Raw genomic sequence first — 26,743 nt, 5'->3', positions numbered from 1 at the left:
ATAAGGCACGATGCTCACACCGGATCAGGCCAGGGACCGCGCGCTCGACCTCGTGGAGCGCGCCCGGCGCGCCGGAGCGGACGCGGCAGACGCTGTCTACGGCGCCAGTTCCTCCGAAGGCATCCAGGTCCGCCTCGGCAAGCTCGAGGATGTGGAGCGATCCGAGGGCGAGCACATCGCCCTGCGCGTCTTCGCGGGCACCCGTTCCGCCAGCATCGGCTCGTCCGACCTCTCTCCCGCTGCTCTGGACGAATTGGCAGAGCGTGCCATCGCGATGGCCCGGCTCGCGCCCGAGGACGCCTATGCCGGCCTCGCGCCGCAGGACATGCTGGCACGCGGCCCCTGGCCCGAGCTGGACCTGGTGGATCCTGCCGAGCCCAGCCCTTCGGCCCTGCGCGCCATGGCAGAGGAAGCCGAGGACGCGGCGCGTTCGGTGCCGGGCGTCACCAATTCCGACGGCGCGACCGCCAGTGCGGGCGTTGGTGTGTTCGCTTTGGCGACCAGCCATGGCTTTTCGGGGGCTTACGGTTCGACCAACCATTCGGTCAGCGCCTCGGTCGTTGGCGGAGACGGAGCGGGCAAGCAGCGCGACAATGCCTGGCGCACCGCTCACCACGGCGAGGACCTGCCCTCTCCCGCCGAGATCGGCCGCCTTGCCGGCACGCGCACAGTCGCCAAGCTCGATTCGGGCCGGATGAAGAGCGGGCCGATGCCGGTCGTCTTCGATCCGCGCGTGTCCAGCTCGCTCGTCGGCCACTTGCTCGGCGCGATCTCGGGCAGCGCCATCGCGCGGCGCTCCAGCTTCCTGCTCGACAGGCTGGGAGAGCAGATCTTCGCTCCCGGCACGCTGATCGTCGACAATCCGCACGCGCCGCGCGGCCTGCGCGCCCGCCCGTTTGACGGCGAGGGGCTGGCGACCACGCCGCGCAACCTCGTCGAGGACGGGCGCCTCACCGGATGGCTGCTCGATTCGGCGTCCGCACGCCAGTTGGGCCTTGCCCCTACCGGCCATGCGACCCGCAACGGCGGCGGCGCCCCGGGCGTCTCGGTGGGCAACGTCCACCTTGCACCGGGCGCGCTTTCCCCGGCGCAGCTGATCGCCGACATTGCCCACGGCGTCTACGTCACCGAACTCATCGGCCAGGGCGTGAACGGCGTCACCGGCGATTACAGCCGGGGCGCGGCGGGCTTCCGCATCGTCGGCGGCGAACTGGCCGGTCCCGTCGCTGAGTTCACCATCGCCGGCAACCTGCTGGCGATGTTCGCGCGCATGACCGCGGCCGACGATCTGGAATGGTACCGCGCGATCAACGTGCCCACGGTGCGCGTGGATGGCATGACGGTGGCGGGAGACTGAAAGGCGGCGTGCAGCGCCCGAGGCTAACCGCCCCCGTGCTGCCAGGCCGTCCGGGGCGCAGCTGCGGGCGCATCCAGACGCTTCATGCGCGATATGGAGGGAGGATCGCTGGAGCGGGCGAAGGGATTCGAACCCTCGACCCCAACCTTGGCAAGGTTGTGCTCTACCACTGAGCTACGCCCGCTCTGGCGTTGAACCGGAGTGACGCGAATGGCGTCTCCGTCCGGGTGGAGGGGCCACTAGCAGCGCTTTGGAGGGACCGCAAGAGGGAGAAACGCAATCTCCCGCGCGCGCTTCCCGTGGCCCTTCCCGCGCCTGTCACCCGGCCCTGCGGCGCATGCCGAAAGCAAGCCGCACGAGCGCAAGCACGAGCAGGATCGCGAGGCTGTCGGCCACCAGGTCCGACACTTGCGCGTCGCGGTGGAGCATGGGCACCATCTGCACCACCTCGATCCCGGCGCCCACCAGCACGAGGCCGAGGCCGATCTTCAGCTTCGGGACGCGCGGGTATCCGAGCGCGGCCAGCACTGCGAGCGTGGCGAAGGCGAGGATGTGCTGCACCTTGTCGCCCGGCGCGCCGGGAAGCTGCGGGGGATGAGGCAGCACCGCCATGACGACAGCGAAAGCGAGCGCGAGCCAGAAGCCGATTCGGAAGAGGTTCTGCATGGCCGCACTATCATGCCGCAGTGCAGCAGACACAACGGTGCGCTTGCGCAGCAAGCCATTGCGATCGACGATGGAGGAGGGAAACTGGAGCGGGCGAAGGGATTCGAACCCTCGACCCCAACCTTGGCAAGGTTGTGCTCTACCACTGAGCTACGCCCGCTCTGGCGCTTCAGACCGGGTGGCAACTAGGCCGTTCCGGTGTGGAGGCGCGCCACTAGCAGCGGTTGGCAGGGCCCGCAAGAGGGAACTGAAAGAAATCTTTCACGCACGCCTGCGAACGGCCGCAAGAGACCGAAACGGCGCATTCGCCCTTCACAAATCGGCGTGGAGGGCCGATCTATGGCCGATCCGCCCCGCGCAAGGCGCGGCGCAACAGCTTATGGGAGCACGTACCTTGGCCAGCATGGGTCTCAACCTCGACGAGCAGAAGGCAGTGGATCGGTTCCGCAAGGCAGTGGCCGAGCCTTCGATGACCCAGCTGGTGATCCTCGATTTCTGGGCCGAATGGTGCGGCCCCTGCAAGGCGCTGACGCCGGTGCTGGAAAAGGTTGCCGCCGAATACGCGGACAAGGGCGTGGTCCTTGCCAAGGTCAACGTGGACGAAGAGCAGTTCATCGCCTCCCAGTTCCAGGTCCGCTCCATCCCGACCGTCTACGCGATCTTCCAGGGCCAGCCCGTTGCCGACCTTACCAGCGCCCGCAGCGAATCGCAGATCAAGGGTATGCTCGACCAGCTGCTGGCGAAGCTTCCCGTGCAGCCGGGCGGCGCCGAGCCGGAAGTGGACCTCGCTCCGCTGATCGCCATGGGAGAGGAAGCGCTGGCCGCAGGGGATGGCGAGCGCGCCGCCAGCATCTTCATGCAGATCCTCGAGATCGCGCCTGACAACGGCGAGGTCATCGCCGGTCTCGTGCGCGCCTTCATCGCCGCCGGTCGGCTCGAGGAAGCGGCGCAGGTGCTCGATTCGCTGGGCGAGCCGCTCAGCACCGATCCGCAGGTCGAGCGGGCGCGCAATGCCCTCTCGCTTGCGCAGGACCGGCCCGAGGACAGCGAACTCGCCGCCCTTCGCGCCGCCGCTGCCGAGCGCCCGGCCGACATGGACGCGCAGTTCGCGTTCGCCGGCGCCGCCTTCGCCGCCGGTGAGCGCGATGCCGCCGCCGACACGCTGCTGCGCATGGTCGCCTCCGACCGCGAGTGGAACGAGGGCGCCGCCCGCGCCAAGCTGCTGCAGATCTTCGAGGCCGTGGGACTGGAAGATCCCTGGGTTTCGGCCACCCGCCGCAAGCTTTCGACGATCCTGTTCGGCTGACGTCTTGACGCGGATCACCATCTTCCCGCTGACGGGCGCGGTTCTGTATCCCGGGCTGCAGCTTCCGCTGCACATCTTCGAGCCGCGCTACCGGGCGATGGTGAGCGATGCACTGGCCCGGGACCGGCGGATCGGCATGATCCAGCCCCAGCGCCCGGCCGAGGGCGCGCCGCTCTACAGCGTGGGCTGCGTCGGGCGCATCGGCGATGTCGAGGCGCTCGAGGACGGGCGCTTCAACATCGTCCTTTCGGGCCTGTCACGCTTTCGAACCTTGCGCGAACTCGATGTGACGACGCCGTTCCGCCAGGTCGAGGCCGAACTCCTTCCCGAGGACGAGAGCGCCGTGCTCGCCCCGATCGAACGCGCCAGCTTCGAGCGCGAAGCGCGGCGCTTCGCCGAGGCGCAAGGCCATGTGGTGGACTGGGATCAGGTGGGGCGGCTCGACGATGTTTCGCTCATCAACGGCGTTTCGCAGATCGCGCCGTTCGATCCCGCAGCCAAGCAGGCCCTGCTCGAAGCGCCGGGCCTGGTCGCGCGGTGCGAGCTGCTCGTCCAGCTCATGCAGTTCTTCGGGCGCACCCGCGACGACGACGACGAGGGCGCCACCCTGCAGTAAGGGCGCGTCGCTCCACCCCGTCGAGAACGGCGGGCGGCGTCAGGAGCGGTGCGGCGCCAGCAGGATCACGCCCGCTCCCGCAAGGCACAGCGCAGCGCCGAGCAGGTCCCAGCGGTCCGGCCGCACGCCTTCGGCCAGCCACAGCCACGCCAACGCCGCGGTGATGTAGATGCCGCCGTAAGCCGCGTAGGCGCGGCCCGCCTGAGAGGTATCCACCAGCGTCAGCAGCCATGCGAAAAGCACCAGCGAGGCGCAGCCCGGGACCAGCCACCACCCGCTCTTCGACAGCCGCAGCCAGGCCCAGAAGGCGAAGCAGCCGCCGATCTCCGCCAGCGCCGCCGCGAGGTAGACCGCGCCGGTCGCCATGACCTGCGGCCCGGCGATCACGACAGCAGCGAGGCCTTGATCCCGTCGATGACGTACTGCGCCGCCAGGGCCGCCAGCAGGACGCCGAGAAGGCGCGTGATCACCGCCTCCACCTTGTCGCCCAGCACGCGCATCAGCGGCCCGGCGGCAGCGAGCGCGGCGAAGCTCAGCGCCATCACCGCCAGCATCGCGCCCAGGATCACGGCGGTCTGCACATCGCCCCGCGCGCGCGAGGTCAGCAGCATCATCGTCGCGATGGAGCCGGGGCCCGCCAGCATCGGCATCGCCATCGGGAAGACGGAGACGTCCTCCACCTCGTGCGTGTCGGCGTTGTGAGCCTTGACCTTCTCGGCCCGCTCCTCGCGGCGCTGGGTGCGCTTCTCGAACACCATGTCGACCGCGATCATGAAGAGCATGATGCCGCCCGCGATGCGGAAGGCGTCGAGTTCGATATGAAGCGCGCCGAGCAGGCGTTCGCCGAACAGGCCGAAGACGACGAGGATGAGAGTGGCGATGATGCAGGCGCGCGCCGCCATCGAGACCGCCTGCCTGCGGCTCGCCCCGGCCGAGAGCCCGGCATAGATGGGCGCGCAGCCGGGCGGATCGATCACCACGAAAAGCGTGATGAAGGCGCTGATGAAAAGTTCGTACATTCTATTGCCCCCCGGCCCCGCCGTCGCCCGCCCGGGGCGCCGCAACGGGTGCCGCCACGCTAAGCGCCAGCACTTCGCGCATCCCGCCGTCCTTGCGCATCGACACCGAGATCGTGCGCGAGCGGTCCGGCGCGACGGCGTATTTCCACGTCAGCGTACCGTCCGCCGAACGGCCCGAGCCCTTCGCGCGCGAGGCGGACTGCTCCTCCACCACGATCGTGCCGTCCGGCTCCACGCCGCGCACGCCGCGCTGGCAGTCGGCCACGGAGGCCGAGAGCATGTCCGGCTCGGCAAGCGGCTGCGCGAGGGTGTCTCCCTGGTCGAGCACCCAGCGGAAATCGCCTTTCTTCTGGCGCTTCCAGATGGTGGTGAAATAGCCGGTGGAGCCATCCGGGCGCTGCCACGCGCCCCTGGTGACGCCCAGCGTGCCGTCGCAGCTCATCCAGACCTGGTGCGCCTGCCACTGCACGGGCGCGGGCGGATCGTCGCGCCCCTTGAGCCAGTCCCGGGCGCGCACGGCCTCGGGCACGAACATCGTCGCATCCTCGTCCGCATACTCGCGAAAGGCGCTCCACTGCCCCTTTTCGCGCGCCATGCGGGCGAAGGCGATCTCGGCGGCGACAAGCGCGCTGGGATTGGCGGTGCCATGCCCGGGCGGTCCGCGATAGCCGCGCGGACGCGCATCGCCGTGCCCGGCCATCGCCACCGCGCCAAGGCCCAGCACCGCTGCGAATACGAACGCGCGCGCCCGGCCCGGCGCGGCCGGCCTCACAGGAGGGTCTCGTCGAGCGCGAGCCCCATGTTGCGATGCGCAGCGACGATCGTGTTGCGCAGGAGCACCGCGATGGTCATCGGCCCCACGCCGCCCGGCACCGGCGTGATCGCGCCCGCGACCGCGCTGGCCGAAGCGAAATCGACATCGCCCACCAGCCTGCTCTTGCCGTCCTCGGCCGCGGGGACGCGGTTGATGCCCACGTCGATCACCGTGGCGCCGGGCTTCAGCCAGTCACCCCTGACCATTTCCGGGCGGCCGACCGCGGCGACGACGATGTCGGCGCGGCGCACCACATCGGCAAGGTCGCGGGTGCGGCTGTGCGCCACGGTCACCGTGCAGCTTTCCGCCAGCAGCAGCTGCGCCATGGGCTTTCCGACGATGTTCGATCGCCCGATCACCACCGCATCGAGGCCCGAGAGCGAGCCCAGCTGATCCTTCAGCAGCATCACGCAGCCCAGCGGCGTGCAGGGCACGAACCCCGGCGCGCCGGTGGCAAGACGGCCGACGTTCACCACGTGGAAGCCGTCGACGTCCTTGTCGGGGTTGAGCGCGGCGATGACCTTCGCCTCGTCCATGTGGCGGGGCAGCGGCAGCTGGACGAGGATGCCGTCGACCGCCGGATCGCCGTTCAGCTGCTCCACCAGGGCCAGCAGGTCGGCCTCGGGCGCATCGGCGGGCAGCTTGTGCTCGAAGCTTTCCATGCCGCAGGCCAGCGTCTGGCGGCCCTTGTTGCGCACGTAGACCTGGCTCGCCGGGTCTTCCCCGACGAGGACCACCGCGAGACCCGCGTTGCGTCCGGCCTGCTGCGCAAAGCTGGCGGCGGCATCGGCGACACGGGCGCGCAGCGTTTCTGCGAAGGCCTTGCCGTCGATGATCGAGGCGGTGGTCATCAGGCGTAGGCCCTTGCAAGGTTGGCCAGGATGATCTGCAGGATGGTGAGCCCGATGATCAGCACCATCGGCGAGAAGTCGATCGCGCCGGTGTTGGGCATGATGCGCCGGATCGGCCGCAGCATCGGCTCCAAGATCGCGTTCAGCGCCGTGTAGACCGCCGAGACGAACTGGTTGTGCATGTTGACCACGTTGAACGCGATCAGCAGCCCCAGCACGAACTGCACGATCACCACGAAGACGATGATGTTGATGAGGTAATCGACGATCTGATAAAGGGTCAAGAACAGCAACGCCGGCTCCTTTGGATGCGCGGGGGACGCGCGCCTTACCGCTCGCTGATAGCCGAGCAGACCGCGCCGGGGCAAGGGCGCGTCCACCGGCAATTGATCGGAACCGGCGATGCATTGGGAGCCGCGACGATCCCCGGCGGATCGCTTACGCTAGCCGATCACTGCGTCAGCGTGGAGGTCCGCTCGATCCGCCAGTTAAGCTGCTCCTCGCTGGCTCCGGGCACATCGTTGACGCGGCGAAGCACGATGGTGCCGCGCTTCGAGGGCTGGCCGCCGCCGAAATCGACCACCAGCGGCGCCTCGTAGTAGAGCGAGCCCGCCGCGCCTTCGACGTCGCCCTTGCCGACGGCAAGCTTCGCGCCCGCATCGCCGCCCAGCGAGGCCTCGAGCTTGGCGGGCGTCATCTGCGCGTCGAGGCTCCACGCCCGGGCGGCGCTGGCCCAGTCCTTCACTCGCACCGCGCTGACATAGTAGCGCACCAGCCGCTCGGGATCGCGGCGCTCGGCCAGGGCGCCCATGTCGAGCGTGCTGGCGACGGCGCCATCGACCGAAGGCGCTCCGTCGGTGGCGGCGACATCGGCGACATCGTCTACCACCGCGCCGCTGGCATCGGAAGCGGCGTCCATGCTGGCACTTGCGGCAGCGGAGGGCGCGTCCGCCGCCTTGTCGCAGGCGGCGAGCAGCAACAGCGCCGGGCCCGAGAGCAGGGTTGCGAGTGCTGTGGTGATGCGCATTGCCTTCAAGTGCCTTTCGGTTCGCAGGACTTCCCCCTCCCGAGGAACGCCTGGCCGTGGAGGAAGTCTCAACCCGCCCGGATCAGCGTGCCGGCACCTTCCTGCGTGAAAATTTCCAGCAACATGGCATGCGATACCCGCCCGTCAAGCACGACCGCCGCTTCGCAGCCTGCTTCCACCGCATGGATGCAGGTTTCCAGCTTGGGGATCATCCCGCCCGAGATCGTGCCGTCTTCCTTCAGCCCCTCGATCGCCGAAGGAGTCAGGTCGGTGAGCAGCTGGCCCTGCTTGTCGAGCACACCGGCGACGTCGGTCAGCAGGAACAGGCGCGAGGCGCCGAGCGCGGCGGCGATGGCGCCGGCCATCGTATCGGCGTTGACGTTGTAGGTCTCGCCGTCGGCCCCGGCCGCGATCGGAGCGATGACCGGGATCATTCCCGCGCCCGAGATCGTCTCGATGACGCTGGTGTCGATCGTCTCGGGCTCGCCCACGAAGCCGAGGTCGACGACCTGCTCGATCAGGCTGTCCGGGTCCTTGCGGGTGCGTTCCACCTTGCGGGCGGTGACCATGCCGCCGTCCTTGCCGGAGACTCCCATCGCCTTGCCGCCGGCCTTGGCGATCCAGCTCACGATCTCCTTGTTGATCGCACCGCACAGGACCATCTCGGCCACTTGCGCGGTAGCCTTGTCGGTCACGCGCAGGCCATCGACGAACCGGCTCTCGACCCCGACCTTCTTGAGCATCGCGCCGATCTGCGGGCCGCCGCCGTGAACGACCACCACGTTGATGCCCACCGCTTTCAGCAGCACCACGTCCTCGGCGAAGTCTACCGCCTTTTCGGGATTGCCCATGGCGTGGCCGCCGTACTTCACGACGAAGGTCCGCCCGGCATATCGCTGCATGTAGGGCAGCGCATCGACGAGGGTTTCGGCCTTGGCCAGCAGCGAGGGGTGGTGGGGATTCGACATGCAACGCGCTTTACGCGCGTGCACGCATTTTTGAACCCGTTTTCGGACGATTTTGCGCGCGGCCGCTTCGCCCCGCCCGTCTACCCGTCAGCCTGTGAGCCGCTAAGGCCGTCAGCCGCTCAGGCGTCGAGCTTGCGGCCCAGCTTCACCACCAGCCAGATCACCACCGGCACCACGAAGGCGGAAAGGACGACCTTGGCCAGCGCCTGTCCCAGAAGGATCGTGCCGATCTCCCGCTCGCCATAGAACGAGATGGTGATGAAGATCGCGGTATCGACCACCTGCGAAAGGGCGGCGGCGATGAAGCCGCGCAGCCCGGCGAAGCGCCCCGTCGCGCGGGCGAGGCGCGAGAAGATCCAGATGTTGAGCGTGAGCGACACCGCATAGGCGCAGATCCCCGCCGCCATCATCCGCCCCGACTGCGACAGCACGATCGGGAAGGCGTCCTTGGCCGGTTCGTACATGCCCGGATCGGTGGGCAGGCGAAGCACGAAGAAAGTGAGGCCGATCGCCATCGCCAGCGGTATCAGTCCGAAGCGCGCCAGGCGGTTGGCGGTATCCTTGCCATAGAGTTCGGCGATGCCGCTCGATATCGCCACCAGCGTCAGGAATGGGAAGATGCCCGCTTCCACCGCGAGCGGCCCCAGCGCCACCTGCTTGGTCCCCAGCACGCCTCCCAGCGTGACCATTCCGCCGTAGATCAGTGAAAACAGGAAGAGCGCGGAAGGGATGGAGCGATTCTGGGGCTGCATCCAAGCCCTCTAGCGGCGAACGCACGATTGCACTAGTCGTCCCGCGCCTGCGCCGGTAGGGTCGGGGGCTGTTCTCAACGTTTTCCTTCCGGAGCCCCGCGCCTCGATGCATGTCGCCTATAGCCTGATCGGCATCGTTCTCATCATGGCGGCAGCCTTCCTGCTTTCCACCGACCGCAAGGCCATTCGCCTGCGCGTGGTGGGCGCGGCCTTCGCCCTGCAGGCCGGTCTCGCCGCGCTGGTGCTCTACGTGCCGGTGGGCAACCGCATACTGCGCGGCGCGGCTTCGGGCGTGGAGAGCCTGCTGGGCTATGCCCATGCCGGGGTGGACTTCCTGTTCGGCCCGCTCGCCTCGCCCGAGATCGGCGGCACCAGCTTCGCGATCGCGGCGCTGCCCGTGATCATCTTCTTCGCCTCGCTGATCTCGATCCTGTACTACCTGCGCATCATGCCGCTGGTCGTGCGCTGGCTGGGCGGCGCGCTGGAGAAGGTGACCGGCATCTCCAAGGTGGAAAGCCTGTGCGCGGCCTCGAACATCTTCGTGGGGCAGAGCGAGGCGCCGCTGGTGATCCGCCCCTACCTCGCCTCGCTCAACCCCTCGCAGCTGTTCTGCGTGATGACGGTGGGCCTTGCGGGCGTCGCGGGGACGATCCTGGCCGCCTATGCCTCGATGGGTATCCGCATCGACTATCTCGTCGCCGCCGCGTTCATGTCGGCGCCGGGGGGTATCTTCATGGCCAAGATGATCATGCCCGACCCGCGCCCGGGCGCGGCCTCGGCCGATCTCGACGTGCACGAAAGCGCCCTGCCCCCCGCCGGCCTCGCTGCCGCCGCGCTCAACCGGGCGGACGTGACTCACCAGCCCGGCGTCCACGTCGACGAGCCCGAGGCGGTGGAGCATGACGAGGAAAAGCCCGCCAACATCATCATGGCCGCCTCGCAGGGCGCGCAGACGGGCGTGAAGCTTGCCGTCGCGGTGGGTGCGATGGTGCTGGCCTTCGTCGCCCTGATCGCGCTGGCGAACGGCTTCGTCGGCTGGGCGGCAGGCCTTTTCGGCTTTGGCGGTGTCACTTTCCAGTCGCTGCTCGGCTACGTTTTCGCGCCGATCTTCTATCTTCTCGCCACGCCCGACTGGACCGAGGCGATGCACGCGGGTGGGCTGTTCGGCACCAAGATCGTGCTGAACGAGTTCGTCTCGTTCATCGAACTGGGCAAGGATGCCGGCCTGTCGCCGCGCACGGTGGCGGTGGTGACCTTCGCGCTCTGCGGCTTCGCCAACTTTTCCTCGATCGCGATCCAGATGGCGGTGACTGGTGGCCTTGCCCCCAACCAGCGCCCGATCATCGCCCGGCTGGGCATTCGCGCGCTGGCGGCCGGAAGCCTTTCCAACCTGATGAGCGCCGCGCTTGCGGGCCTGTTCCTGACGGCGGCCTGAGGCACCGCTCCAAAACCGCGCGACGGTCCGCAATGACGGCAAACGTCATGAACAAGTCGCCGCGATTGAGGCATTCTCCCTGCTTGCGATGAGCAACCCGCCGGCCGAGTCCGGCGCATGGGGGATACCGCCATGGTTCAGACACCTGCCACGGGAGTGCGTCTTGTCGGTGTGATCGAAGTGGAGGCGGCGCCCGCTGCCCTGCGACGATCGAGAGCCGGGGGCGGGGCTGGCGGCGAGGCGGAGGCCGTCCTTGACGGTGCTCTTGCCCAGGCCGGGATGGACGTCGTGGCCGACCTCGTCGTGGCCCCGCCCGCCGTTCCCGCGCCGCCTGCGCCCGCCAGCCGGCACGAGCGCCGCGCGCCTTCGCCGCAGGTGGAGAGCCCCCGCGTCGAGGTGGACGTCGCCCCGGGCGAATCGGCACTCGTCCTGGTCGAGGGCGAGGACGGCGTCTTCCACTGGGTTTTCCCGGACGAGCTTCATTCCGCCACTCCCGAGATTGCGGCCTCGGACGCGCTGCGGCGGACCCGCGGCGGCGCCGGGCAGGAGACGCTCACGTTCACCCTCGCGCCCCCCGGCGAAAGCCCCGCCGCCTCCGAAAGGCGCGGGCTGGGCAGCGCCATCGTCGACCGGCTGATCGAACCGGTGCGCATCCGCGTCGCCCGCTTCGTCGCCGCGCAGGCGATCGACCTTGCCGTCGCACGGATCGAAGGCGACCTCGTCGAAGGGCTGGTGGCGATGGACGGCCCTGCGGTTGGCTGGGTGGCAGGCGCCGCGCCTGCTCCGGCCCCGGCCCGCGCGCGGATCGAAGGGTTGGACCGGCCTGCCCGCGTCCTGCTGTTCGTCCACGGCACGTTCTCCAGCGTGCGCGGCAGCTTCGGCGCGCTGGAAGCGACGCCTGCCGGGCGCAGCTTCCTCGAACAGGCGCGCCTTCGCTACGATCTCGTGCTGGGGGTGGACCACCGCACCCTTGCCGTCGATCCGGAAGCCAACGCCGCCCTGTTCGAACAGGCGCTGGCCTTCCTCCCGGACGGGACTGAGGTGGATGCGGTCGCCTTCAGCCGGGGCGGGCTTGTCCTGCGCAGCACCGTCGCGCGGCTGGGGGAGCGGCTGCGTTTCGGCAAGCTCGTCTTCGTGGGCTGCACCAATGCCGGCACGCACCTTGCCGAGCCTGCGAACTGGCGCACCCTGGTGGACCTCTACACCAGCATCCTGATGGCCGGCACCACGCTGCTGGGCGCCGCGACCGCGCCGCTCGTGGGCATGGTGACGCAGCAGGCGATCAAGTTCGTGGCAGGCTTCGTCAAGGCGATGCCTCTCGTCGGCGTCGAGGAAGGGCGCGTCCCCGGCCTTGCCGCGATGCGGCCCGGCAGCGAGACGATCCGCCGGCTCGCCCGCGCCGACGCGCTGGGGACCGCCGGGCCGGTGCACGTGGTCGCGTCCAACTTCGAGCCCGCACGCGGGGCTGCCACCGGGATCGCGGGCAAGCTCGCCCTATTCGTGGGCGACCGGGTCGTCGACCGCTTCTTTCGCGACGAGGCCAACGACCTTGTCGTCGACACCGCTTCCATGACCGATTTCGGCGACGCTGCCGAGGCGCCTTCCTTCCCGCTGCTGCGCGAGATGCCGCTGGAAGACGCGGTCTACCACGTGATCTACTTCGCGGTGCCTTCCGTCGCCGAGGCCCTGCACGACTGGCTGCTCGGGGACGAACGCCGGGCCGCCGCTCTGCCCGGGCCGCCGCCTCCCGGGGAACCGGCGATAGCGCCCGGCGCCGCGATGCTCCCGGCAGCGGTGGCACCACCATCCCCCGCGCCGTCCAAGCCCTCGCCTCCAAAGGCCTCGCCGGGCGAGCGGAGGCGCAGCCGCTCGGCTCCCCCCGAGCCGTTTCCCGCCGTGCCTTCGGACGGGGGCATGATGTTCCGGGCGTTTCCCGATTTGCCGGGCGCCGACATGCTGGGCGACGGCATCGAGACCGCCGCCGCCGCCGTCGAAAGCGTCACGCCGCCGCATGCGACCGCATCGCCACACGCCACGCTTCCGCCGGCCCTGCCGGTTCCCGCCGCCGCCTGCTTCTTCGCGGCCGAGATGGACTCGGCTCCCGTCGTCGCAAGGCCCGTTCCGCTGTTCGTCACCGTCTCGCGCGAGAGGATCGTCGCCGAGGGGCCGCACGCCGGCGCGACGATGTCGCCCATCGCCGTCTCCCCCTCGCAGCCGATCGCCGTCACAGTGACGGGGCTCGCCAACTGCGCAGTAGTGGGCGCGGCGGTAAAGCACGTCTCCGTGCCCGACGACGCTGCCGGTCTGCGCTTCCAGGTCGAGGGCTTCGCGCCGGGGCTTGCGCGGGTGCAGGTGGAGATCCAGCAGGACGGACTGCCGCTGGCCTCGCTGCTGCTCGAACCGGTGTTCCTGGCCGGAAGCGGCGACAAGGTCTGCGCGCGGGTCGCCGCCGTGCCCGACCGCGCCGCCGCCGGCAATGCCGCCACCTTGCGGATCTACGAGCTGCGCCAGCAGGACGGCTCGCTGCTGATCCGCTACGACCTTTCGGGGCGTGGCCTGGCGGAGACCTGGGACAAGGTGCTGCCCGCCAGCTTCAGCATGGAAAGCTTCGTCGGCCAGTTCCTCGGCAAGCTCGACGCCGCCTACCGCCAAAGCCGCACCGAGTACCGCCTGTTCCTCGCGCGCATCACCGAGTTCGCCATCGACGCGACCAACCAGCTGGTGCCGCAGGACGTGCGCCACGCCTTGTGGGAGCACCGCGACCGGATCGATGCCATCCAGGTCATCGCCGACAGTCCGTACATGCCCTGGGAGCTGCTCTATATCGACGATCCGGCGGGCGGCGGACGGGAGAACCGCGGTTTCCTCGCCGAATGGGGCCTGGTGCGCTGGATGTACAACGCGGTGTGGCCCGCCGATACCCTGCACTTGCGGCCCGACCGGGTGCGCTACGTCATCCCGGACTATCTCAACGTTGAGGACAGGCTGCCCCAGGCCACGCAGGAGCGCGACATGCTGGCCCAGCTGTTCGAAGGCAAGGCTGCGGCGGTGGAACGCTTCGAAGGCGAGGGGCAGAGCGAAAGCGTGGGCCGCTTCCTTGCGCGCAACGCGGCCGAGTGCGACCTGCTCCACTTCGCCTGCCACGGCGAGGCGCAGCAGATGGCGGTGCTGAACTCGGACCTCGTGCTCTCGGGCGAAGTGACGGACAAGGGCACCATCGCCGAGGACCTGCTCTCCTCCAGCGCGGTGAAGCGGCGCGCGCTGTTCCACGAGCGGGGGAGCGAACCGAGCGGCATGGTCTTCGTCAACGCCTGCCAGACCGGGCGCGCGGGCGAGGGAATTTCGGGAGTATCAGGCTTTGCCGACGCTTTCCTAAGGCCGGTGACGGAAGGCGGCGCGGCGGTCTTCGTGGGCGCGCTGTGGTCGGTGGGCGATACGCTGGCGCGCACGTTCGCCGAGACGTTCTATACGCGGCTGCTGGCGGGGGACCGGCTGGTGGACGCGGTGAAGGCCGGGCGGGTCGCATGCCAGGGCGAAAGCGATTTCACCTGGCTCGCCTACACCGTCTACGGCAATCCCTTCGCAAGGGCCCGGTGAGCACCATGGCACAGATGCCGCTCCCTCCCTTCCAGTTCAGCCTCGCGCCCGAGAAGCTGTGGCAGGCGATCAACGCCTGGACCTGGACGTTCGAAGGCTCGCAGCTTGGCCTCGTCAACGTCAACATCGGCGAGACCCGCCACCCCGAGATCGAGCGCGCGATCCTCGACGAGGTGGGAAGCTATGGCAGGCAGCTGGGCCGGATCGGCGACGCGCTGGAAGTGCTGATGCGCCACTTCGACCGGGAGGGGCTGAGCGAACGGGAGCGCGACGCGCTTGCCGTGCTCGAAGGCGACCTTGCGCAGATCCGCGGCATCAAGGCCCGCGAACGCGCCGCGCCTGCTCCGCGTGACGGGGGCGGGAGCGAGGTCGGCTGAGCCCTCCGGCGGGAAGCCGTCGCTAGCGCAGCAGCAGCCACGCGGCGACCGCAAGGGCCGTCAACTGCAGCACGGCGATGGCGTGGAGGCGGCCGACGAAGGGCTGCTTGCGCGTCTTGTGACGGAAGCTGCGCCGCCCGGCATAGGCGCCGGGAGTGCCGCCCGCCAGCGCCAGCCACAGCAGCGTCGCCTCAGCGATCCGCCGGCCGCGCCGCCGTGCCCGGGCCTTGTCGAGAGCGAAGGCCAGGAATGTCGCGAGGTTGAGCAGCACCAGCAGCGCCAGCCCCGCCTGCGCCACTTGCAGCGTCATCATACCCGGGAGAGGATCGCCAGCCCGACGTTGATCCACAGGGCAAGCATGAACAGCATGCTGAGGACGAAGGCCCCGCCGCGATGGGCGGGGTTGTTGTAGGTGACGTGGATGAGGCTCTGCACCACCCGCGCGGCGACATAGGCCCAGGCGAAGATGAGCGTCCACCGCGTGACAGTGGCCACCACGAAGGCGGTCAGGCAGGCCGCGTAGAACAGCGTCGGCAGTTCGAACAGGTTGCCGTAGTGGCGCACCGCCGTTCGGGCGACCTCGGGCTCCGGCTCTCCGATGTGAGCGCGGTAGTAGCCCGGCTCCATCGTCTTGATGACGCCCGAGCGCGCTGCCGCCATGCGCACGAACGCGACGAAAGTCAGCGCGACGACGACGAGCATCGGCAGGAAAATGAGCGTGGGGTTCGTGGGCATCGCGGCGTCTCCCTGTTGTGGCGCGCGCGACGATGCCCGGATGGCGCGGCGGGAGCAAGGGCGGCGAGCGTAGCCGCGCGCAACTGCGCACAGGCGCGAGGCACGCCTCATCACCCGCTGGCGAATGCGGGATAACGCCGGGGGAGAAGTTCAGCGGACGGCAAGGCGGTCGGCGCGGGGGTTCCTTGCGGGCATCACGCAAGGGTTGCCGGTTTCAAACCTTTTGTCGCCGAGGGCCACGGGAGAGGCTATGAGAAACTCCCGAAGGCCGAGCCCGTGTGGTGCGTGGGGCCGGTGGGCAGGGCTCGCATCCCATGCCACCTTACCTGAGGGCATACCCTCATCTTCATCCACGCATCCCTTTGTGGCTGTTCCGGTGTCCACGACCGAAGCGCCGACCGCGCCGGGAGAGGGAAAGCGTCAGCTACACGCTCCCGGCCCGCCGCTTTGTTCGATCGTGATCCCAAGGATCGCAATCGATGCTGCGGCGTATAACCTAAATGGTTATCAAAGTCAAGCAAGCGTCTCCGCGCCGACTGCAAGCCGCAGCCCGCTCCACCTTGGTCACTGGGCGCCGTTGACGGCAACGGCAGGCCCTGCCTCGGCCCTCAGGGCCGAGCGCGGAGTGCGGCTCGCATAGCGGTCCACGCCGTCCTGCTGATAAGCGAAGATCTGCGTGATCGGCACGCGGTATTCCACTTCGCGCCCCTTGCTCGCGGCGCTGAGGATGACGTCGTTGCCCGCCAGCCTAGCCACGGTGCCAAGGGTTTCCCCGCCTTCCTCGACGATGGCGAGACCCGGCGTCAGTTCGCTGCGCGTCACGTTGCGCACGGTGATCACGTCGGGATCGGCCATGGCTTTCGCGGCTGCGGGCGTATCGGCGATGACGGGGGTCTGCTGTGCCGCGGCGATCTGCGGAAGGGCGGCAAAGGCGGCAACAAGAAGGAAGGCGCGGTTCATTGCCTGTCTCCGGTGGAATTCGGCTATCCACGCAGAAATGCGGAAGGCGAACCGGAAGTTGCCGCGAAGGGGTCGACGACGGCACGGAGTCGACGAACGGGGCGAAAGCGGCGACGGGCAGCACGAAGCCGCGCCGTCGCCGCCTGCCGGATCACTCCGCCGCGACTTCGCCGAACAGGCCGGGCTCGCTGGCGGCATAGTCCACGCTGCCCTCGTCGTTGGCCTTCACCTTGCGGCGGGAATCGAAGTTCGCCCAGACCGTGTTCCAGTCGCCACGGGTCGCGCCCTTGGAGTATTCGGTCGCGCGGGTCTCGAAGAAGTTCGCATGCTCCACGCCGTTCAGCAGCGGCTGCAGCCAGGGCAGCGGATGCTCGTCGATCAGGTAGATGGGCTTCAGGCCCAGCTGGCCCAGGCGCCAGTCGGCGATGTAGCGGATGTACTTCTTGATGTCCTTGGGCGTCATGCCCGGCACCGGACCCAGCTCGAAGGCGAGGTCGATGAAGTTGTCCTCCAGCCGGATCGTGGTCTGGCACTGGTCGGCGATGTCGTCCTTCACCGCCTTGGTCAGGCAGCCGCGTTCCTGCACGAACGTGTGGAACAGCTTGATGATGCCTTCGCAGTGCAGCGATTCGTCGCGCACCGACCACGAGACGATCTGGCCCATGCCCTTCATCTTGTTGAAGCGCGGGAAGTTCATCAGCATCGCGAAGCTGGCGAAGAGCTGCACGCCCTCGGTGAAGCCGCCGAACATGGCGAGCGTGCGCGCGATGTCCTCGTCGTTGTCGACGCCGAACTTCTGCAGGTAGTCGTGCTTGTCCTTGAGTTCGGCATATTCGAGGAAGGCGCCATATTCGCTCTCGGGCATGCCGATGGTGTCGAGCAGGTGCGAATAGGCGGCGATGTGCACCGTCTCCATGTTGGAGAAGGCGGTGAGCATCATCTTGATCTCGGTCGGCTTGAAGACGCGGGCATACTTCTCGTGGTAGCAGTCCTGCACCTCGACGTCGGCCTGCGTGAAGAAGCGGAAGATCTGCGTGAGCAGGTTGCGCTCATGCTCCGAGATGTTCTGCACCCAGTCGCGGCAGTCCTCGCCCAGCGGCACTTCCTCGGGCAGCCAGTGGACCTGCTGCTGGATCTTCCAGTAGTCGTAGGCCCAGGGATATTCGAAGGGCTTGTAGGTCTTGCGGGCTTCGAGAAGGGACATGGACGACTGGCTCCGGTGATTCGGTCTGCGGCACTGCCGGCGAGCGGCCGGCGACGGCGCTTTCCAGCGGAAATCGGGTATCGCCCCGCGTGCGCCGTGGCTCGTCGCACGTTCGGGCTCAGGCACCAGAGATAGTCGAGATCGGGCCAAATGGGAGGGGGAGAATCACTATTTGCACAACTGAATGCGCGCACATCTGGTGGCGGGGGAAAACGCCTGCCCCCAAGACCTTGTGCCGGTCCCGCTATGTTCCCACGCAGCCGCCGAATCGCGCCTGACTGCCGCATAGCGCCTTGCGATCCGCCGTCCCGCGCCAAGGAACCGCCCGTTCCTGCGGGGCATTCTCGCTGCATGGAACACACGCGTTCATGCGTGTCCCTTTCGGATGAGGAGTATTCCCGTGACCACCCCTTCCCCCCAATCGCCCAACGAAGACACCGACCAGCGGAGCAGCTGGGCCACCAGCGTCGGCACCATCCGCCGGGGCATGAAGGTGATCGGCCCCGATGGCGATCCGATCGGCACCGTCTCGCGCGTCGAGGGCGAGCGCGTGATCCTGGCCGAACATGCCGCCGGAGAAGACGGGCCCTTCATCGCCGTCACCCAGATCGACGGGGTGAGCGAGGACGCGGTGCTGCTGCAGGGCCGGGGCGATGCGACCTTCGGCCTCGCGGCGGAGGATTGAGGCCATAACCGCGAAGCGTGGCCATGGCGCGACGAATGCCGGAACGATGCGCCCTTCCCGCCCGTTGACCCTGCATATCCCCGACGAACTGATTTTTGGAGAATGCACCATGTTCGAGAAGCTGCGCATCCGTGAGCACATGGAAGTCACCACCAGCACCGGACAGCACGTCGGCACGGTCGATGACGTGAAGGACGACCAGATCAAGCTGACCCGTACCGACAGCACCGACGGCGCGCATCACTACGTCGCGTTCGATAACGTCGACCGGATCGAGGACAACCGCGTGTACCTGAAGGAAGGCACGCCTGTCCCGATGGGCGTCGGCACCGTCTGACCCAACGAAATCGGAGCGCTCCTTCGGGAGCGCCACCCGAGACCCCGGCCCTCTTTGCGGGAGGCCGGGGTTTTTCGTGCCTGCGGGGTTTTCGATGCACTACCCCGCGGCACCGGGGGAGCTTCCGTCATGGACATGCCGCGTCCGCAAGGCCATGAGGCTCACAACGCCTTTTCTCGCACCGCCAATCGGGACCGTCCTTCGTGAAACAGCTGGCCCGCCTCCTGCCCCGCCGTTTCCGCATCTTCATCCGCCGTCACGGGCCGGAGGCGCTGATCTGGCGGCGGCGCGTGGCGATCCTGGGCGGCGCGGTGCTTGTGGGACTGGTGGCGCTGCTCTTCGCCGATGTGGCAGACCGGGCGACCATGCTGTTCCACGCGATGGCCGCGCAGGTCTGGTGGGCGCCGCTCATCGTGACGCCCTGCGGCTTCGCGGCGATCGCGTGGCTGACGGTCCGGCTGGCGCCCCTCGCCAGGGGGTCGGGGATCCCGCAGGTCATGGCGGCCACGAAGAACCCGGAAGCCGCCATGTCGACCCTGGTGTCGGCGCGCGCGGCCGTGGCCAAGCTCCTGCTGACGAGCGGAGGCCTGCTGGTGGGCGCATCGGTGGGCCGCGAGGGGCCGACGGTGCAGGTTGCGGCAGCGATCATGGGGCGCATGCACCGCATCCTGCGCATCCCGATCCGCTCGTCGGTCTATATCGCGGGCGGCGCGGCGGGCGTGGCGGCGGCTTTCAACACGCCGCTGGCAGGCGTCGCCTTCGCGATAGAGGAGCTGGCCGCCGCCTACGAACAGCGCATGGCGCTGCTGGTCATGGCGGCCGTGCTCATCGCCGGGATGGTCAGCATGGGCCTTGCGGGAGACTACATCTACTTCGGCGCCATGCGCCAGACGCTGCACGTCACGCAGGCGCTGGTGGCCGCTCCGGTCGCGGGACTGTTCGGCGGCATCGCAGGCGGCCTGTTCTCCCGCCTGATGCTTGCGAGCGGGACCTCCTCGCTCGCCCCCCTGCCCTGGCTCCGCGCGCGCCCGGTCGTGCTTGCCTTCGGCTGCGGGGCCATCGTCGCCGTAATCGGCACCGCGACCGGCCTCACCTGGGGGACCGGCTACGAGACCGCGCACGGGATCATCGAAGGCGCGGACGTGCCCGCATGGTTCGGCATCGCCAAGTTCGCGGCCACGCTGGCCACGGCCGTCTCGGGCCTGCCCGGCGGCATCTTCGCGCCCTCGCTGTCGATCGGCGCGGGGATCGGCGACATCCTGCGTACCGCCTTCCCCGGCTATCCGCCGGGCGCCATCGTCCTGCTCGGCATGGTCGCCTATTTCACGGGCGTGGTGAGAGCACCGCTCACCGCCGTGATCATCATCTCGGAGACGACCGCCAGCCGGGGGCTGATGATGCCGCTGGTGGCAGCGGCGCTGGTGGGCGATTTCACCGCGCAGTTCGTCTGCAAGGACAAGCTCTATCACGCACTGATGCAGCGTTTCCTCGCTCCCCCGGCTCCGGACGGCTCCCGGTAGCCCCGGTTCCCGGACGGGAGAGCCGCACCTCATGCCCCGGGAGCACCTGCGCGGCGGCTTGTGCATCTACTCACCTGAACCACGGCACGTCCGGCCCGAAACGGATTGTCCCGCCTGCAACGCTGGGCTTGTTCGCTCGTGGTCCATTGACCCACCAGGAGAAAACAATGTCGCACGCACTGACGAAACTCGCTCCCGCAGCCATCGTCCTTATCGGTTCCATCGGACTTGGCGGATGCGCCACCAAGGGCTTCGTTCGCGAGGAGATCGCCACTGTGAACCAGAGGATCGACGCTCTCGACACCAAGCTGCAGACCACCGATGGAACCGCGCGCCAGGCACTGGCCGAGGCGCAGGCCGCATCGGGCCAGTCGCAGACCAACACCCAGCGCCTCGACCAGCTCAACGCCCGCGTCGACGGCGTCGAGCAGCAGATGGCGGAAAGCCGTCGCAAGCGCGCGCGCAACTGAGCCGCCGCTGAACCCGACTGAAAGAGAAGGGCCGGCCGCCAGCCCCTACCCGGCGCCCGGCCCGAAATCTGGTCAATCGCTGCAGCGTCGGTGCCGCCACCGCACCGACGCTTTCGCTTCCATCCTTCGAGTACCTCCACCACGATGAAGACCGCCCCGTCGGCGCCCCGCCGGCCTGCCCGCCGTTTCCCCGCCTCTCTCGCGCCCGCCTCGCTGGCACTGGCCTTTTCCGCAATGGCCCTGATCACAGCGCCCGGCCCGGCGCTCGCGGCGAAGAAGGCGCGCACCAAGGCAGCACCGGCGGCCGTGGAGGAAAAGCCGGTCGCGCCGCCCTCACCGCAGGCCGCCCTCGTCGCGGACTGGATCGCGGCCTCGGGCGACAACCAGTCGCTCCCCTATATCGTGATCGACAAGCAGGCCGCGCGGCTCCACGTCTTCGATGCCAAGGGCAAGGCCGTGGCCGAAGGGCCGGTGCTCCTGGGCATCGCCAGCGGAGACGAGGCGAGCCCCGGCATCGGCTCCAAGAACCTGTCCGAGATCGGCCCGGCGGAGAAGACGACGCCTGCGGGGCGCTTCCTGGCGAAGTTCGGCGTCGCGGCAGGCAACCAGCGCGTCCTGTGGGTGGACTACGCCACCTCGGTTGCCATCCACACGATCCCTTCGGGCAATCCCAAGGAGCGCCGGCGCGAGCGGATGCTCTCGCCCGCGATCGACGACAACCGCATCACTTTCGGCTGCATCAACGTCCCCAAGGCGATCTACGGGCGGCAGATCACTCCCCTGTTCCGCCGCAAGGGCGGCTACGTCTACGTGATGCCCGACGAGAAGCCGCTGGAAGAAGTCTTCCCCCGCATCCGCGTGCACATGGTGCAGCCCGCGTCCTGAAGGCCGTGCTGGCGGGATCCCGACGCGCTAGCGCTTCTTCGCCGCCTTGGGACAGGGCCACTGCTTGCGCGTGGCGGCAAAGACCAGGTCCGAGGCGGGCTCGCTGCGCAGCTTCGGGTTCTCTTCCAGGAAGGCCATCGTCGCGCCGCGCAGACGGCTGATCGTCACTCCCTCGGGGATGCAGCTCCTGACCTTGGTCACCCGCCGCGCGGTGCTGAACGCATCGACCGCGCCGGTGATATACGCGATGCATTCGTAGGTCTGCTCGATATAGGCCTTGTCGCCCTTGGCCGCGGTGCAGACGCGGTAGAGTTCGTCGCCGGTGTAGAAGGCGGCTCCGGCGGTGGCGGGGGCGAGGCCCGCAAGGGCGGCGGCGAGCGCAAGCCCTGCCCGCTTCGCGCATGTCATCTGCAACGTCATGTCCTCAACAAAGCGAAAACGGCCTCCCGGTTGCCCGGAAGGCCGCTCTCGGTGGAACCATATGGCAGGCTTACTGGCAGGCGAGGCACTCGTCGTAGTCGGTGGTGCTGGCGGCCAGTTCGAACTTGGCGAGTTCGCTGGTGTTGTCCGCTTCCACCCCGCCCGCGAAGCCTGCGCGCTGCACCGACTTCGAGCGCAGGTAGTAGAGCGACTTGATGCCGCGCTCCCACGCCTGGAAGTGGAGCATCATGAGGTCCCACTTGTCGACGTCGGCCGGGATGAACAGGTTCAGCGACTGCGCCTGGTCGATGTAGGGCGTGCGGTCGGCCGCGAATTCCAGCAGCCAGCGCTGGTCGATCTCGAAGCTGGTCTTGTAGACCGCCTTCTCCTCGGCCGAGAGGAAGTCCAGCTGCTGGACCGAACCGCCATGCTCGAGGATCGAGTTCCACACGTTGGTGGAATCCTTCGACTTCGCGGCCAGCAGCTTCTGCAGGTACGGGTTCTTCACCACGAAGCTGCCCGAAAGCGTCTTGTGGGTATAGATGTTGGCCGGGATCGGCTCGATGCAGGCCGACGTGCCGCCGCAGATGATCGAGATCGACGCGGTGGGCGCGATCGCCATCTTGCAGCTGAAACGCTCCATCACGCCCTGGTCGGCAGCGTCGGGGCAGGGCCCGCGCTCCTTGGCCAGCAGCATCGAGGCCTCGTTCGCCTTCTGGTTGATGTACTGGAACATCTGGAGGTTGAGCGCCTTGGCCATCGCGCTCTCGAAGCCGATGCCGCGCTTCTGCAGGTACGAGTGGAAGCCCATGACGCCCATGCCGACCGAACGCTCGCGCGCGGCGGAATACTTGGCGCGGGCCATCTCGTCGGGCGCGCGGTCGATGTAGTCCTGCAGGACGTTGTCGAGGAAGCGCAGCACGTCTTCCACGAAGCGCTTCTCGCCCTTCCACTCTTCCCAGGTCTCCAGGTTGAGCGAGGAGAGGCAGCACACCGCCGTGCGGTCGTTGCCCAGGTGGTCGCGGCCCGTGGGCAGCGTGATTTCCGAGCACAGGTTCGAGGTCGAGACCTTGAGCCCCAGATCGCGGTGATGCTTGGGCATCATGCGGTTCACGGTGTCGGAGAAGACGATGTAGGGCTCGCCCGTGGCAAGGCGGACCTCGACGAGCTTCTGGAACAGCGAGCGCGCATCGACCGTGTTGCGCACCGATCCGTCCTTGGGGCTGCGCAGCTGGAACTGCGCGCCGTCGCGCACGGCTTCCATGAACTCGTCGGTCAGCAGCACGCCGTGGTGCAGGTTCAGCGCCTTGCGGTTGAAGTCACCGCTCGGCTTGCGGATCTCGAGGAACTCCTCGATCTCGGGGTGCGAGATGTCGAGGTAGCAGGCCGCCGAACCGCGGCGCAGCGAACCCTGGCTGATCGCCAGGGTCAGCGAATCCATCACGCGCACGAAGGGGATGATGCCGCTGGTCTTGCCGTTGAGGCCCACCGGCTCGCCGATGCCGCGCACCGCGCCCCAGTAAGTGCCGATGCCGCCGCCCCGGCTGGCGAGCCAGACGTTCTCGTTCCAGGTGGCGACGATGCCTTCCAGGCTGTCGTCCACCGAGTTCAGGTAGCACGAGATCGGCAGGCCGCGCCCGGTGCCGCCGTTCGACAGCACGGGCGTCGCGGGCATGAACCACAGCTTCGAGATATAGTCGTAGAGGCGCTGCGCGTGCTCTTCGTCGTCCGCATAGGCATCGGCCACGCGCGCGAAGAGATCCTGGTACTTCTCGCCGGGGAGGAGATAGCGGTCGTCCAGCGTCTCCTTGCCGAAATCGGTCAGCAGCGCATCGCGCGTATCGTCGGTGACGATCGCGAAGCGGCGCGCGTTGATCGTCTTGGAATCGCGGTCGACAAGGCGCGCCTGCTTCTTCGCGGGTGCGGCTGCCACCGGTGCCGGCGTGTCCGCCACAGGCGCGGCCGCGTCCGAGCCCGCGTCCTTCGCGGACGACGCGCGCGGGGCGTAGAGCCCTTCCATTTCAACCTGCGTGGAACCGGTCATGTCCACATCCACATCTGCATCAGACACCTGGCCATCGCTTGCGTTCCTGAAATCCATCGGTGCCCCCGTAACTCGTAATGTCATCGAACCGCCAAGAGGGCGATCCAAGCTGTCTCCAGCGGTCGGCCGTCTGGAAGCGAGTCGGGAAGCTTTCGGAGCTTCGCCTACCATTTCCAGAACAAGATGAGAACAGAACTTCCCTGCCAGACCGTCTGCGCACCATGGCGACGAAGGACCACAACCTTCCGGGCGCTGCGCCGCCGCCGCGAGGGCGAATGGCGGGACTTCCTAGGTGTTGATGCCTCGTGACCGGTACGACACAACCTATAGTGCCCTTTCCGCCGTCAGGTTCAAGAGGGGGGCGCAGATTGCCGTGACGGGACCAACCGGCCGCCCAGCCGCGAACGAGCAAGCGCGACGCGTGGAAAGTCCTCAATCCTTCCGGTGCGCAAGTGCCAATTTCGCGCCCGGGCGGATAAAATTTTTCCACATAAATCACCGATGGAACGAATCCGGCTTGCGACGAGCCGAATCGCCGATCAGCGCCATTTCGGCTGCATTGCCCGCCCAGTAACGCTGGCTCCGGCCCTGGCCCCGCTACAGACACCCTCAAGGTCCGGCGCAATCCTCGACCGAAACGGTGCAACTCCTTCGTCATTCATCGCTTGTAGCGAGCGGCGGCGGGCGCAGCGGCGCTCGTCTGAACAGGGGAGTTCCCAAAGCTCATGCTGAACATCATCGGCGCCATCATCAGCGGCCTCGTCATCGGCGTCCTGGCGCGCTTCTTCTATCCCGGCTCGGTGGACATGAACTGGATCGCGACGATCCTGCTCGGCATCGGCGGCTCGCTGCTCGCCGGTCTCATCACCAGCCGCGGCAGCCGCGACTTCAGCCGCGCGGGCTGTCTCGCCTCGGTGATCGGCGCGATCGCGCTGATCTTCATCGGACGCCTGCTCAACATCGGCTGAGCCTCACCCGCAATCAAGGGATCGCGCGCGCCCCGCAGCATGGCAGGCGCGCGCGTCTTTCCGCGCGCACCAGCTCCGTGCATTCAGGGCACCAGCACGGTGTCCATCGGCTCCGCGTCGATGCCCGGATAGTCCAGCGTATAGTGCAGCCCCCGGCTCTCGTGGCGGCGCAGCGCGCTGCTGACGATCAGTTCCGCGCTCTGGAGAAGGTTGCGCAGCTCGATCAGGTCGGTCGAGACGCGGAAATGGCGATAATATTCCTCGATCTCGCCGTTCAGCATCTGGATACGGTGGTGCGCGCGTTCCAGCCGCTTGGTGGTGCGCACGATGCCGACATAGTTCCACATGAACCGGCGGATCTCGGTCCAGTTCTGCTTGATGACGACTTCCTCGTCCGAATCGGTGACGCGGCTCTCGTCCCACGAGCGCACCGGCGGGGGCGGCGTGAAGCTGTCCCAGTTGGCGAGGATGTCGGCAGCGGCCGCCTCGCCGAAGACGAAGCATTCGAGGAGCGAGTTGGACGCGAGGCGGTTGGCGCCGTGGAGGCCGCTTTCGGTGCATTCCCCCGCCGCATAGAGGCCGGGCAGGTCGGTCCGCCCGGCAAGGTCGATCAGCACGCCGCCGCAGGTATAGTGCTGCGCGGGCACGACCGGGATCGGCTCGCGCGTCATGTCGATGCCAAGGCCCATCAGCTTCTCGTGAATGTTCGGGAAGTGCTCCTTCACGAACTCGGCGGGCTGGTGGCTGATGTCGAGGTGCACATAGTCGAGGCCGAAGCGCTTGATCTCGGAATCGATCGCGCGAGCCACCACGTCGCGCGGCGCGAGTTCCAGGCGCTCGGGATCGTAGAAAGTCATGAACCGCTTGCCGGTGCGCGGATTGATGAGGTGCCCGCCCTCTCCTCGCACGGCCTCGGTGATGAGGAAGTTCTTGACCTCCAGGTTGTAGAGGCAGGTCGGGTGGAACTGCATCATCTCCATGTTGGAGACGCGCGCGCCCGCGCGCCAGGCCATGGCGATGCCATCGCCGGTGGCCCCGCGCGGCGCGGTGCTGAACTGGTAGACGCGGCCCGCCCCGCCAGTCGCCAGCACGGTGGCGCGGGCGGTGAAGGCCTCCACATGGCCGCTCTCCTCGTCCAGCGCATAGACGCCCCACACGCGGCCCGAGCCTGAATAGCGCATCTCGTGCCGGCCGGTGATGAGGTCGATGCACGAGCGGCCGGGCAGCAGGGTGATGTTCGGGTGGGCCTCGGCCGCCTTGAGCAGGGCCTGCTGCACCGCCCAGCCGGTGGCGTCCGCCACGTGGACGATGCGCCGGTGAGAATGCCCGCCCTCGCGCGTCAGGTGCAGCGCGCCGGTGCCTTCCGGCCCATCGGTGTTGAAAGGCACGCCCAGTTCGATCAACCGGTCGATGGCGTGGGGAGCACGCTCGATCACGAACTCCACCGTCTCGCGCCGGTTGAGGCCGGCGCCCGCCACCATCGTATCATGGACATGCTGCTCGAACGTGTCGCCCGCGTCGAGGACCGCAGCGATCCCGCCTTGCGCCCAGGCGGTGGAACCTGTGGCCAGCCCGCCTTTCGCCAGCACTCCCACCTTCACCTTGTCCGCAAGGGCAAGCGCGGCGGTGAGGCCGGCAGCGCCCGAACCGATAACAAGCACGTCGAAGGCGGGCGTCGCAGGAGGGGCGGCGCGAGATGGCGTTTCCATGACGCTTCCCTAGCCAGTCCC

General features: G+C 68.2%; 28 protein-coding genes and 2 tRNA genes. 12 read left to right on the top strand and 18 right to left on the bottom strand.

Annotated elements, in window-relative coordinates:
* Positions 1–10: 10 nt before the first annotated feature.
* Entirely contained in the window at positions 11–1,357 is a 1,347-nt protein-coding gene (locus GR702_RS06840) for a TldD/PmbA family protein (RefSeq protein WP_160985232.1), read from the top strand.
* 109 nt (positions 1,358–1,466) lie between these two features.
* On the opposite strand, the gene GR702_RS06835 is transcribed toward GR702_RS06840, so the two are convergent.
* The 3 genes from GR702_RS06835 to GR702_RS06825 form a co-directional block, all read right to left on the bottom strand.
* A tRNA-Gly gene (locus tag GR702_RS06835) sits at positions 1,467–1,541 on the bottom strand.
* Between the two features lie 134 nt (positions 1,542–1,675).
* The gene (locus GR702_RS06830) at positions 1,676–2,023 is read right to left on the bottom strand and encodes a VanZ family protein (RefSeq protein ID WP_160985231.1); all 348 of its coding nucleotides are present in this window, start codon (positions 2,021–2,023) and stop codon (positions 1,676–1,678) included.
* Between the two features lie 85 nt (positions 2,024–2,108).
* Positions 2,109–2,183, bottom strand: a tRNA-Gly gene (locus GR702_RS06825).
* A 243-nt stretch (positions 2,184–2,426) separates the two neighbouring features.
* Here GR702_RS06825 and GR702_RS06820 point away from each other — a divergent pair.
* Positions 2,427–3,329: a tetratricopeptide repeat protein gene (locus tag GR702_RS06820; protein WP_237449609.1), complete on the top strand. Its 903-nt coding sequence runs from the start codon at positions 2,427–2,429 to the stop codon at positions 3,327–3,329.
* A 4-nt stretch (positions 3,330–3,333) separates the two neighbouring features.
* Positions 3,334–3,945: an LON peptidase substrate-binding domain-containing protein gene (locus tag GR702_RS06815; RefSeq protein WP_160985229.1), complete on the top strand. Its 612-nt coding sequence runs from the start codon at positions 3,334–3,336 to the stop codon at positions 3,943–3,945.
* Between the two features lie 39 nt (positions 3,946–3,984).
* Here the strand turns inward: GR702_RS06815 and GR702_RS06810 are convergent, their stop codons facing one another.
* The 8 genes from GR702_RS06810 to GR702_RS06775 all read right to left on the bottom strand — a co-directional run bounded on the left by GR702_RS06810 (position 3,985) and on the right by GR702_RS06775 (position 9,376).
* Positions 3,985–4,311, bottom strand: a complete 327-nt coding sequence (locus GR702_RS06810; protein ID WP_160985459.1) for a YnfA family protein — start codon at positions 4,309–4,311, stop codon at positions 3,985–3,987.
* A 17-nt stretch (positions 4,312–4,328) separates the two neighbouring features.
* On the bottom strand, positions 4,329–4,964 hold the full coding sequence (locus GR702_RS06805; RefSeq protein ID WP_160985228.1) for a MarC family protein: 636 nt from the start codon (positions 4,962–4,964) through the stop codon (positions 4,329–4,331).
* 1 nt (position 4,965) lies between these two features.
* Positions 4,966–5,736, bottom strand: coding sequence for a hypothetical protein (locus tag GR702_RS06800; protein WP_337192545.1), 771 nt, complete (start codon positions 5,734–5,736; stop codon positions 4,966–4,968).
* Positions 5,733–6,629: a bifunctional methylenetetrahydrofolate dehydrogenase/methenyltetrahydrofolate cyclohydrolase FolD gene (gene folD / locus GR702_RS06795; RefSeq protein WP_160985227.1), complete on the bottom strand. Its 897-nt coding sequence runs from the start codon at positions 6,627–6,629 to the stop codon at positions 5,733–5,735. Before folD ends, GR702_RS06800 begins: the two co-directional genes overlap by 4 nt.
* Positions 6,629–6,922 (bottom strand): YggT family protein, encoded by a 294-nt coding sequence (locus GR702_RS06790; protein WP_160985226.1) that lies wholly within the window; start codon positions 6,920–6,922, stop codon positions 6,629–6,631. Before GR702_RS06790 ends, folD begins: the two co-directional genes overlap by 1 nt.
* A 158-nt stretch (positions 6,923–7,080) precedes the next feature.
* Positions 7,081–7,656 (bottom strand): hypothetical protein, encoded by a 576-nt coding sequence (locus GR702_RS06785; RefSeq protein ID WP_160985225.1) that lies wholly within the window; start codon positions 7,654–7,656, stop codon positions 7,081–7,083.
* Positions 7,657–7,724: 68 nt separating this feature from the next.
* Positions 7,725–8,624: an acetylglutamate kinase gene (argB, locus tag GR702_RS06780; RefSeq protein WP_160985224.1), complete on the bottom strand. Its 900-nt coding sequence runs from the start codon at positions 8,622–8,624 to the stop codon at positions 7,725–7,727.
* Positions 8,625–8,743: 119 nt separating this feature from the next.
* The gene (locus GR702_RS06775) at positions 8,744–9,376 is read right to left on the bottom strand and encodes a queuosine precursor transporter (protein WP_160985223.1); all 633 of its coding nucleotides are present in this window, start codon (positions 9,374–9,376) and stop codon (positions 8,744–8,746) included.
* 106 nt (positions 9,377–9,482) lie between these two features.
* Between GR702_RS06775 and GR702_RS06770 the strand changes: the two genes are divergently transcribed.
* The 3 genes from GR702_RS06770 (at position 9,483) to GR702_RS06760 (ending at position 14,785) form a co-directional block, all read left to right on the top strand.
* Positions 9,483–10,811 (top strand): NupC/NupG family nucleoside CNT transporter, encoded by a 1,329-nt coding sequence (locus GR702_RS06770; protein ID WP_160985222.1) that lies wholly within the window; start codon positions 9,483–9,485, stop codon positions 10,809–10,811.
* A 132-nt stretch (positions 10,812–10,943) separates the two neighbouring features.
* Positions 10,944–14,408: a DUF7379 domain-containing protein gene (locus tag GR702_RS06765; protein WP_160985221.1), complete on the top strand. Its 3,465-nt coding sequence runs from the start codon at positions 10,944–10,946 to the stop codon at positions 14,406–14,408.
* Positions 14,409–14,422: 14 nt separating this feature from the next.
* A complete protein-coding gene (locus GR702_RS06760; protein ID WP_337192544.1) occupies positions 14,423–14,785 on the top strand; it encodes a hypothetical protein in 363 nt (120 codons plus the stop codon).
* A gap of 22 nt (positions 14,786–14,807) precedes the next feature.
* Here the strand turns inward: GR702_RS06760 and GR702_RS06755 are convergent, their stop codons facing one another.
* From GR702_RS06755 to GR702_RS06740, 4 genes are all read right to left on the bottom strand, one after another.
* Positions 14,808–15,098 carry a DUF1294 domain-containing protein gene (locus GR702_RS06755; RefSeq protein WP_160985220.1) on the bottom strand — a complete coding sequence of 97 codons (291 nt, stop codon included), beginning with the start codon at positions 15,096–15,098 and terminating at the stop codon, positions 14,808–14,810.
* Positions 15,095–15,520, bottom strand: a complete 426-nt coding sequence (locus GR702_RS06750; protein WP_160985219.1) for an MAPEG family protein — start codon at positions 15,518–15,520, stop codon at positions 15,095–15,097. The genes GR702_RS06755 and GR702_RS06750 overlap by 4 nt, the downstream gene beginning before the upstream one ends.
* 564 nt (positions 15,521–16,084) lie before the next feature.
* Positions 16,085–16,480 (bottom strand): hypothetical protein, encoded by a 396-nt coding sequence (locus GR702_RS06745; RefSeq protein ID WP_160985218.1) that lies wholly within the window; start codon positions 16,478–16,480, stop codon positions 16,085–16,087.
* 151 nt (positions 16,481–16,631) lie between these two features.
* A complete protein-coding gene (locus GR702_RS06740) occupies positions 16,632–17,684 on the bottom strand; it encodes a ribonucleotide-diphosphate reductase subunit beta (RefSeq protein ID WP_160985217.1) in 1,053 nt (350 codons plus the stop codon).
* Between the two features lie 400 nt (positions 17,685–18,084).
* On the opposite strand from GR702_RS06740, the gene GR702_RS06735 reads away from it, so the two are divergent.
* From GR702_RS06735 to GR702_RS06715, 5 genes are all read left to right on the top strand, one after another.
* Positions 18,085–18,369, top strand: a complete 285-nt coding sequence (locus GR702_RS06735) for a DUF2171 domain-containing protein (protein ID WP_337192543.1) — start codon at positions 18,085–18,087, stop codon at positions 18,367–18,369.
* A 109-nt stretch (positions 18,370–18,478) separates the two neighbouring features.
* A complete protein-coding gene (locus GR702_RS06730) occupies positions 18,479–18,706 on the top strand; it encodes a DUF2171 domain-containing protein (RefSeq protein ID WP_160985215.1) in 228 nt (75 codons plus the stop codon).
* A gap of 203 nt (positions 18,707–18,909) precedes the next feature.
* Positions 18,910–20,226, top strand: coding sequence for a chloride channel protein (locus GR702_RS06725; RefSeq protein WP_419880286.1), 1,317 nt, complete (start codon positions 18,910–18,912; stop codon positions 20,224–20,226).
* 167 nt (positions 20,227–20,393) lie between these two features.
* On the top strand, positions 20,394–20,696 hold the full coding sequence (locus tag GR702_RS06720; RefSeq protein WP_160985214.1) for a hypothetical protein: 303 nt from the start codon (positions 20,394–20,396) through the stop codon (positions 20,694–20,696).
* Between the two features lie 234 nt (positions 20,697–20,930).
* Positions 20,931–21,581, top strand: a complete 651-nt coding sequence (locus GR702_RS06715; RefSeq protein WP_160985455.1) for a L,D-transpeptidase family protein — start codon at positions 20,931–20,933, stop codon at positions 21,579–21,581.
* Positions 21,582–21,608: 27 nt separating this feature from the next.
* Here GR702_RS06715 and GR702_RS06710 read toward each other — a convergent pair whose 3' ends face one another.
* Both GR702_RS06710 and GR702_RS06705 read right to left on the bottom strand, forming a co-directional pair.
* Positions 21,609–21,989: a Rap1a/Tai family immunity protein gene (locus GR702_RS06710; RefSeq protein WP_202408126.1), complete on the bottom strand. Its 381-nt coding sequence runs from the start codon at positions 21,987–21,989 to the stop codon at positions 21,609–21,611.
* 82 nt (positions 21,990–22,071) lie between these two features.
* The gene (locus GR702_RS06705) at positions 22,072–24,045 is read right to left on the bottom strand and encodes a ribonucleoside-diphosphate reductase subunit alpha (RefSeq protein ID WP_419880285.1); all 1,974 of its coding nucleotides are present in this window, start codon (positions 24,043–24,045) and stop codon (positions 22,072–22,074) included.
* A gap of 725 nt (positions 24,046–24,770) precedes the next feature.
* On the opposite strand from GR702_RS06705, the gene GR702_RS06700 reads away from it, so the two are divergent.
* The gene (locus tag GR702_RS06700; protein ID WP_160985211.1) at positions 24,771–25,013 is read left to right on the top strand and encodes a GlsB/YeaQ/YmgE family stress response membrane protein; all 243 of its coding nucleotides are present in this window, start codon (positions 24,771–24,773) and stop codon (positions 25,011–25,013) included.
* Between the two features lie 83 nt (positions 25,014–25,096).
* Here GR702_RS06700 and nadB read toward each other — a convergent pair whose 3' ends face one another.
* Positions 25,097–26,722, bottom strand: coding sequence for an L-aspartate oxidase (gene nadB / locus GR702_RS06695; protein WP_160985210.1), 1,626 nt, complete (start codon positions 26,720–26,722; stop codon positions 25,097–25,099).
* Positions 26,723–26,743 lie beyond the last annotated feature (21 nt).

It is taken from the genome of Novosphingobium silvae (genome assembly GCF_009856825.1).
GTDB classification, from domain to species: domain Bacteria; phylum Pseudomonadota; class Alphaproteobacteria; order Sphingomonadales; family Sphingomonadaceae; genus Novosphingobium; species Novosphingobium silvae.
This window is presented reverse-complemented; position numbering and strand designations above follow the sequence as displayed.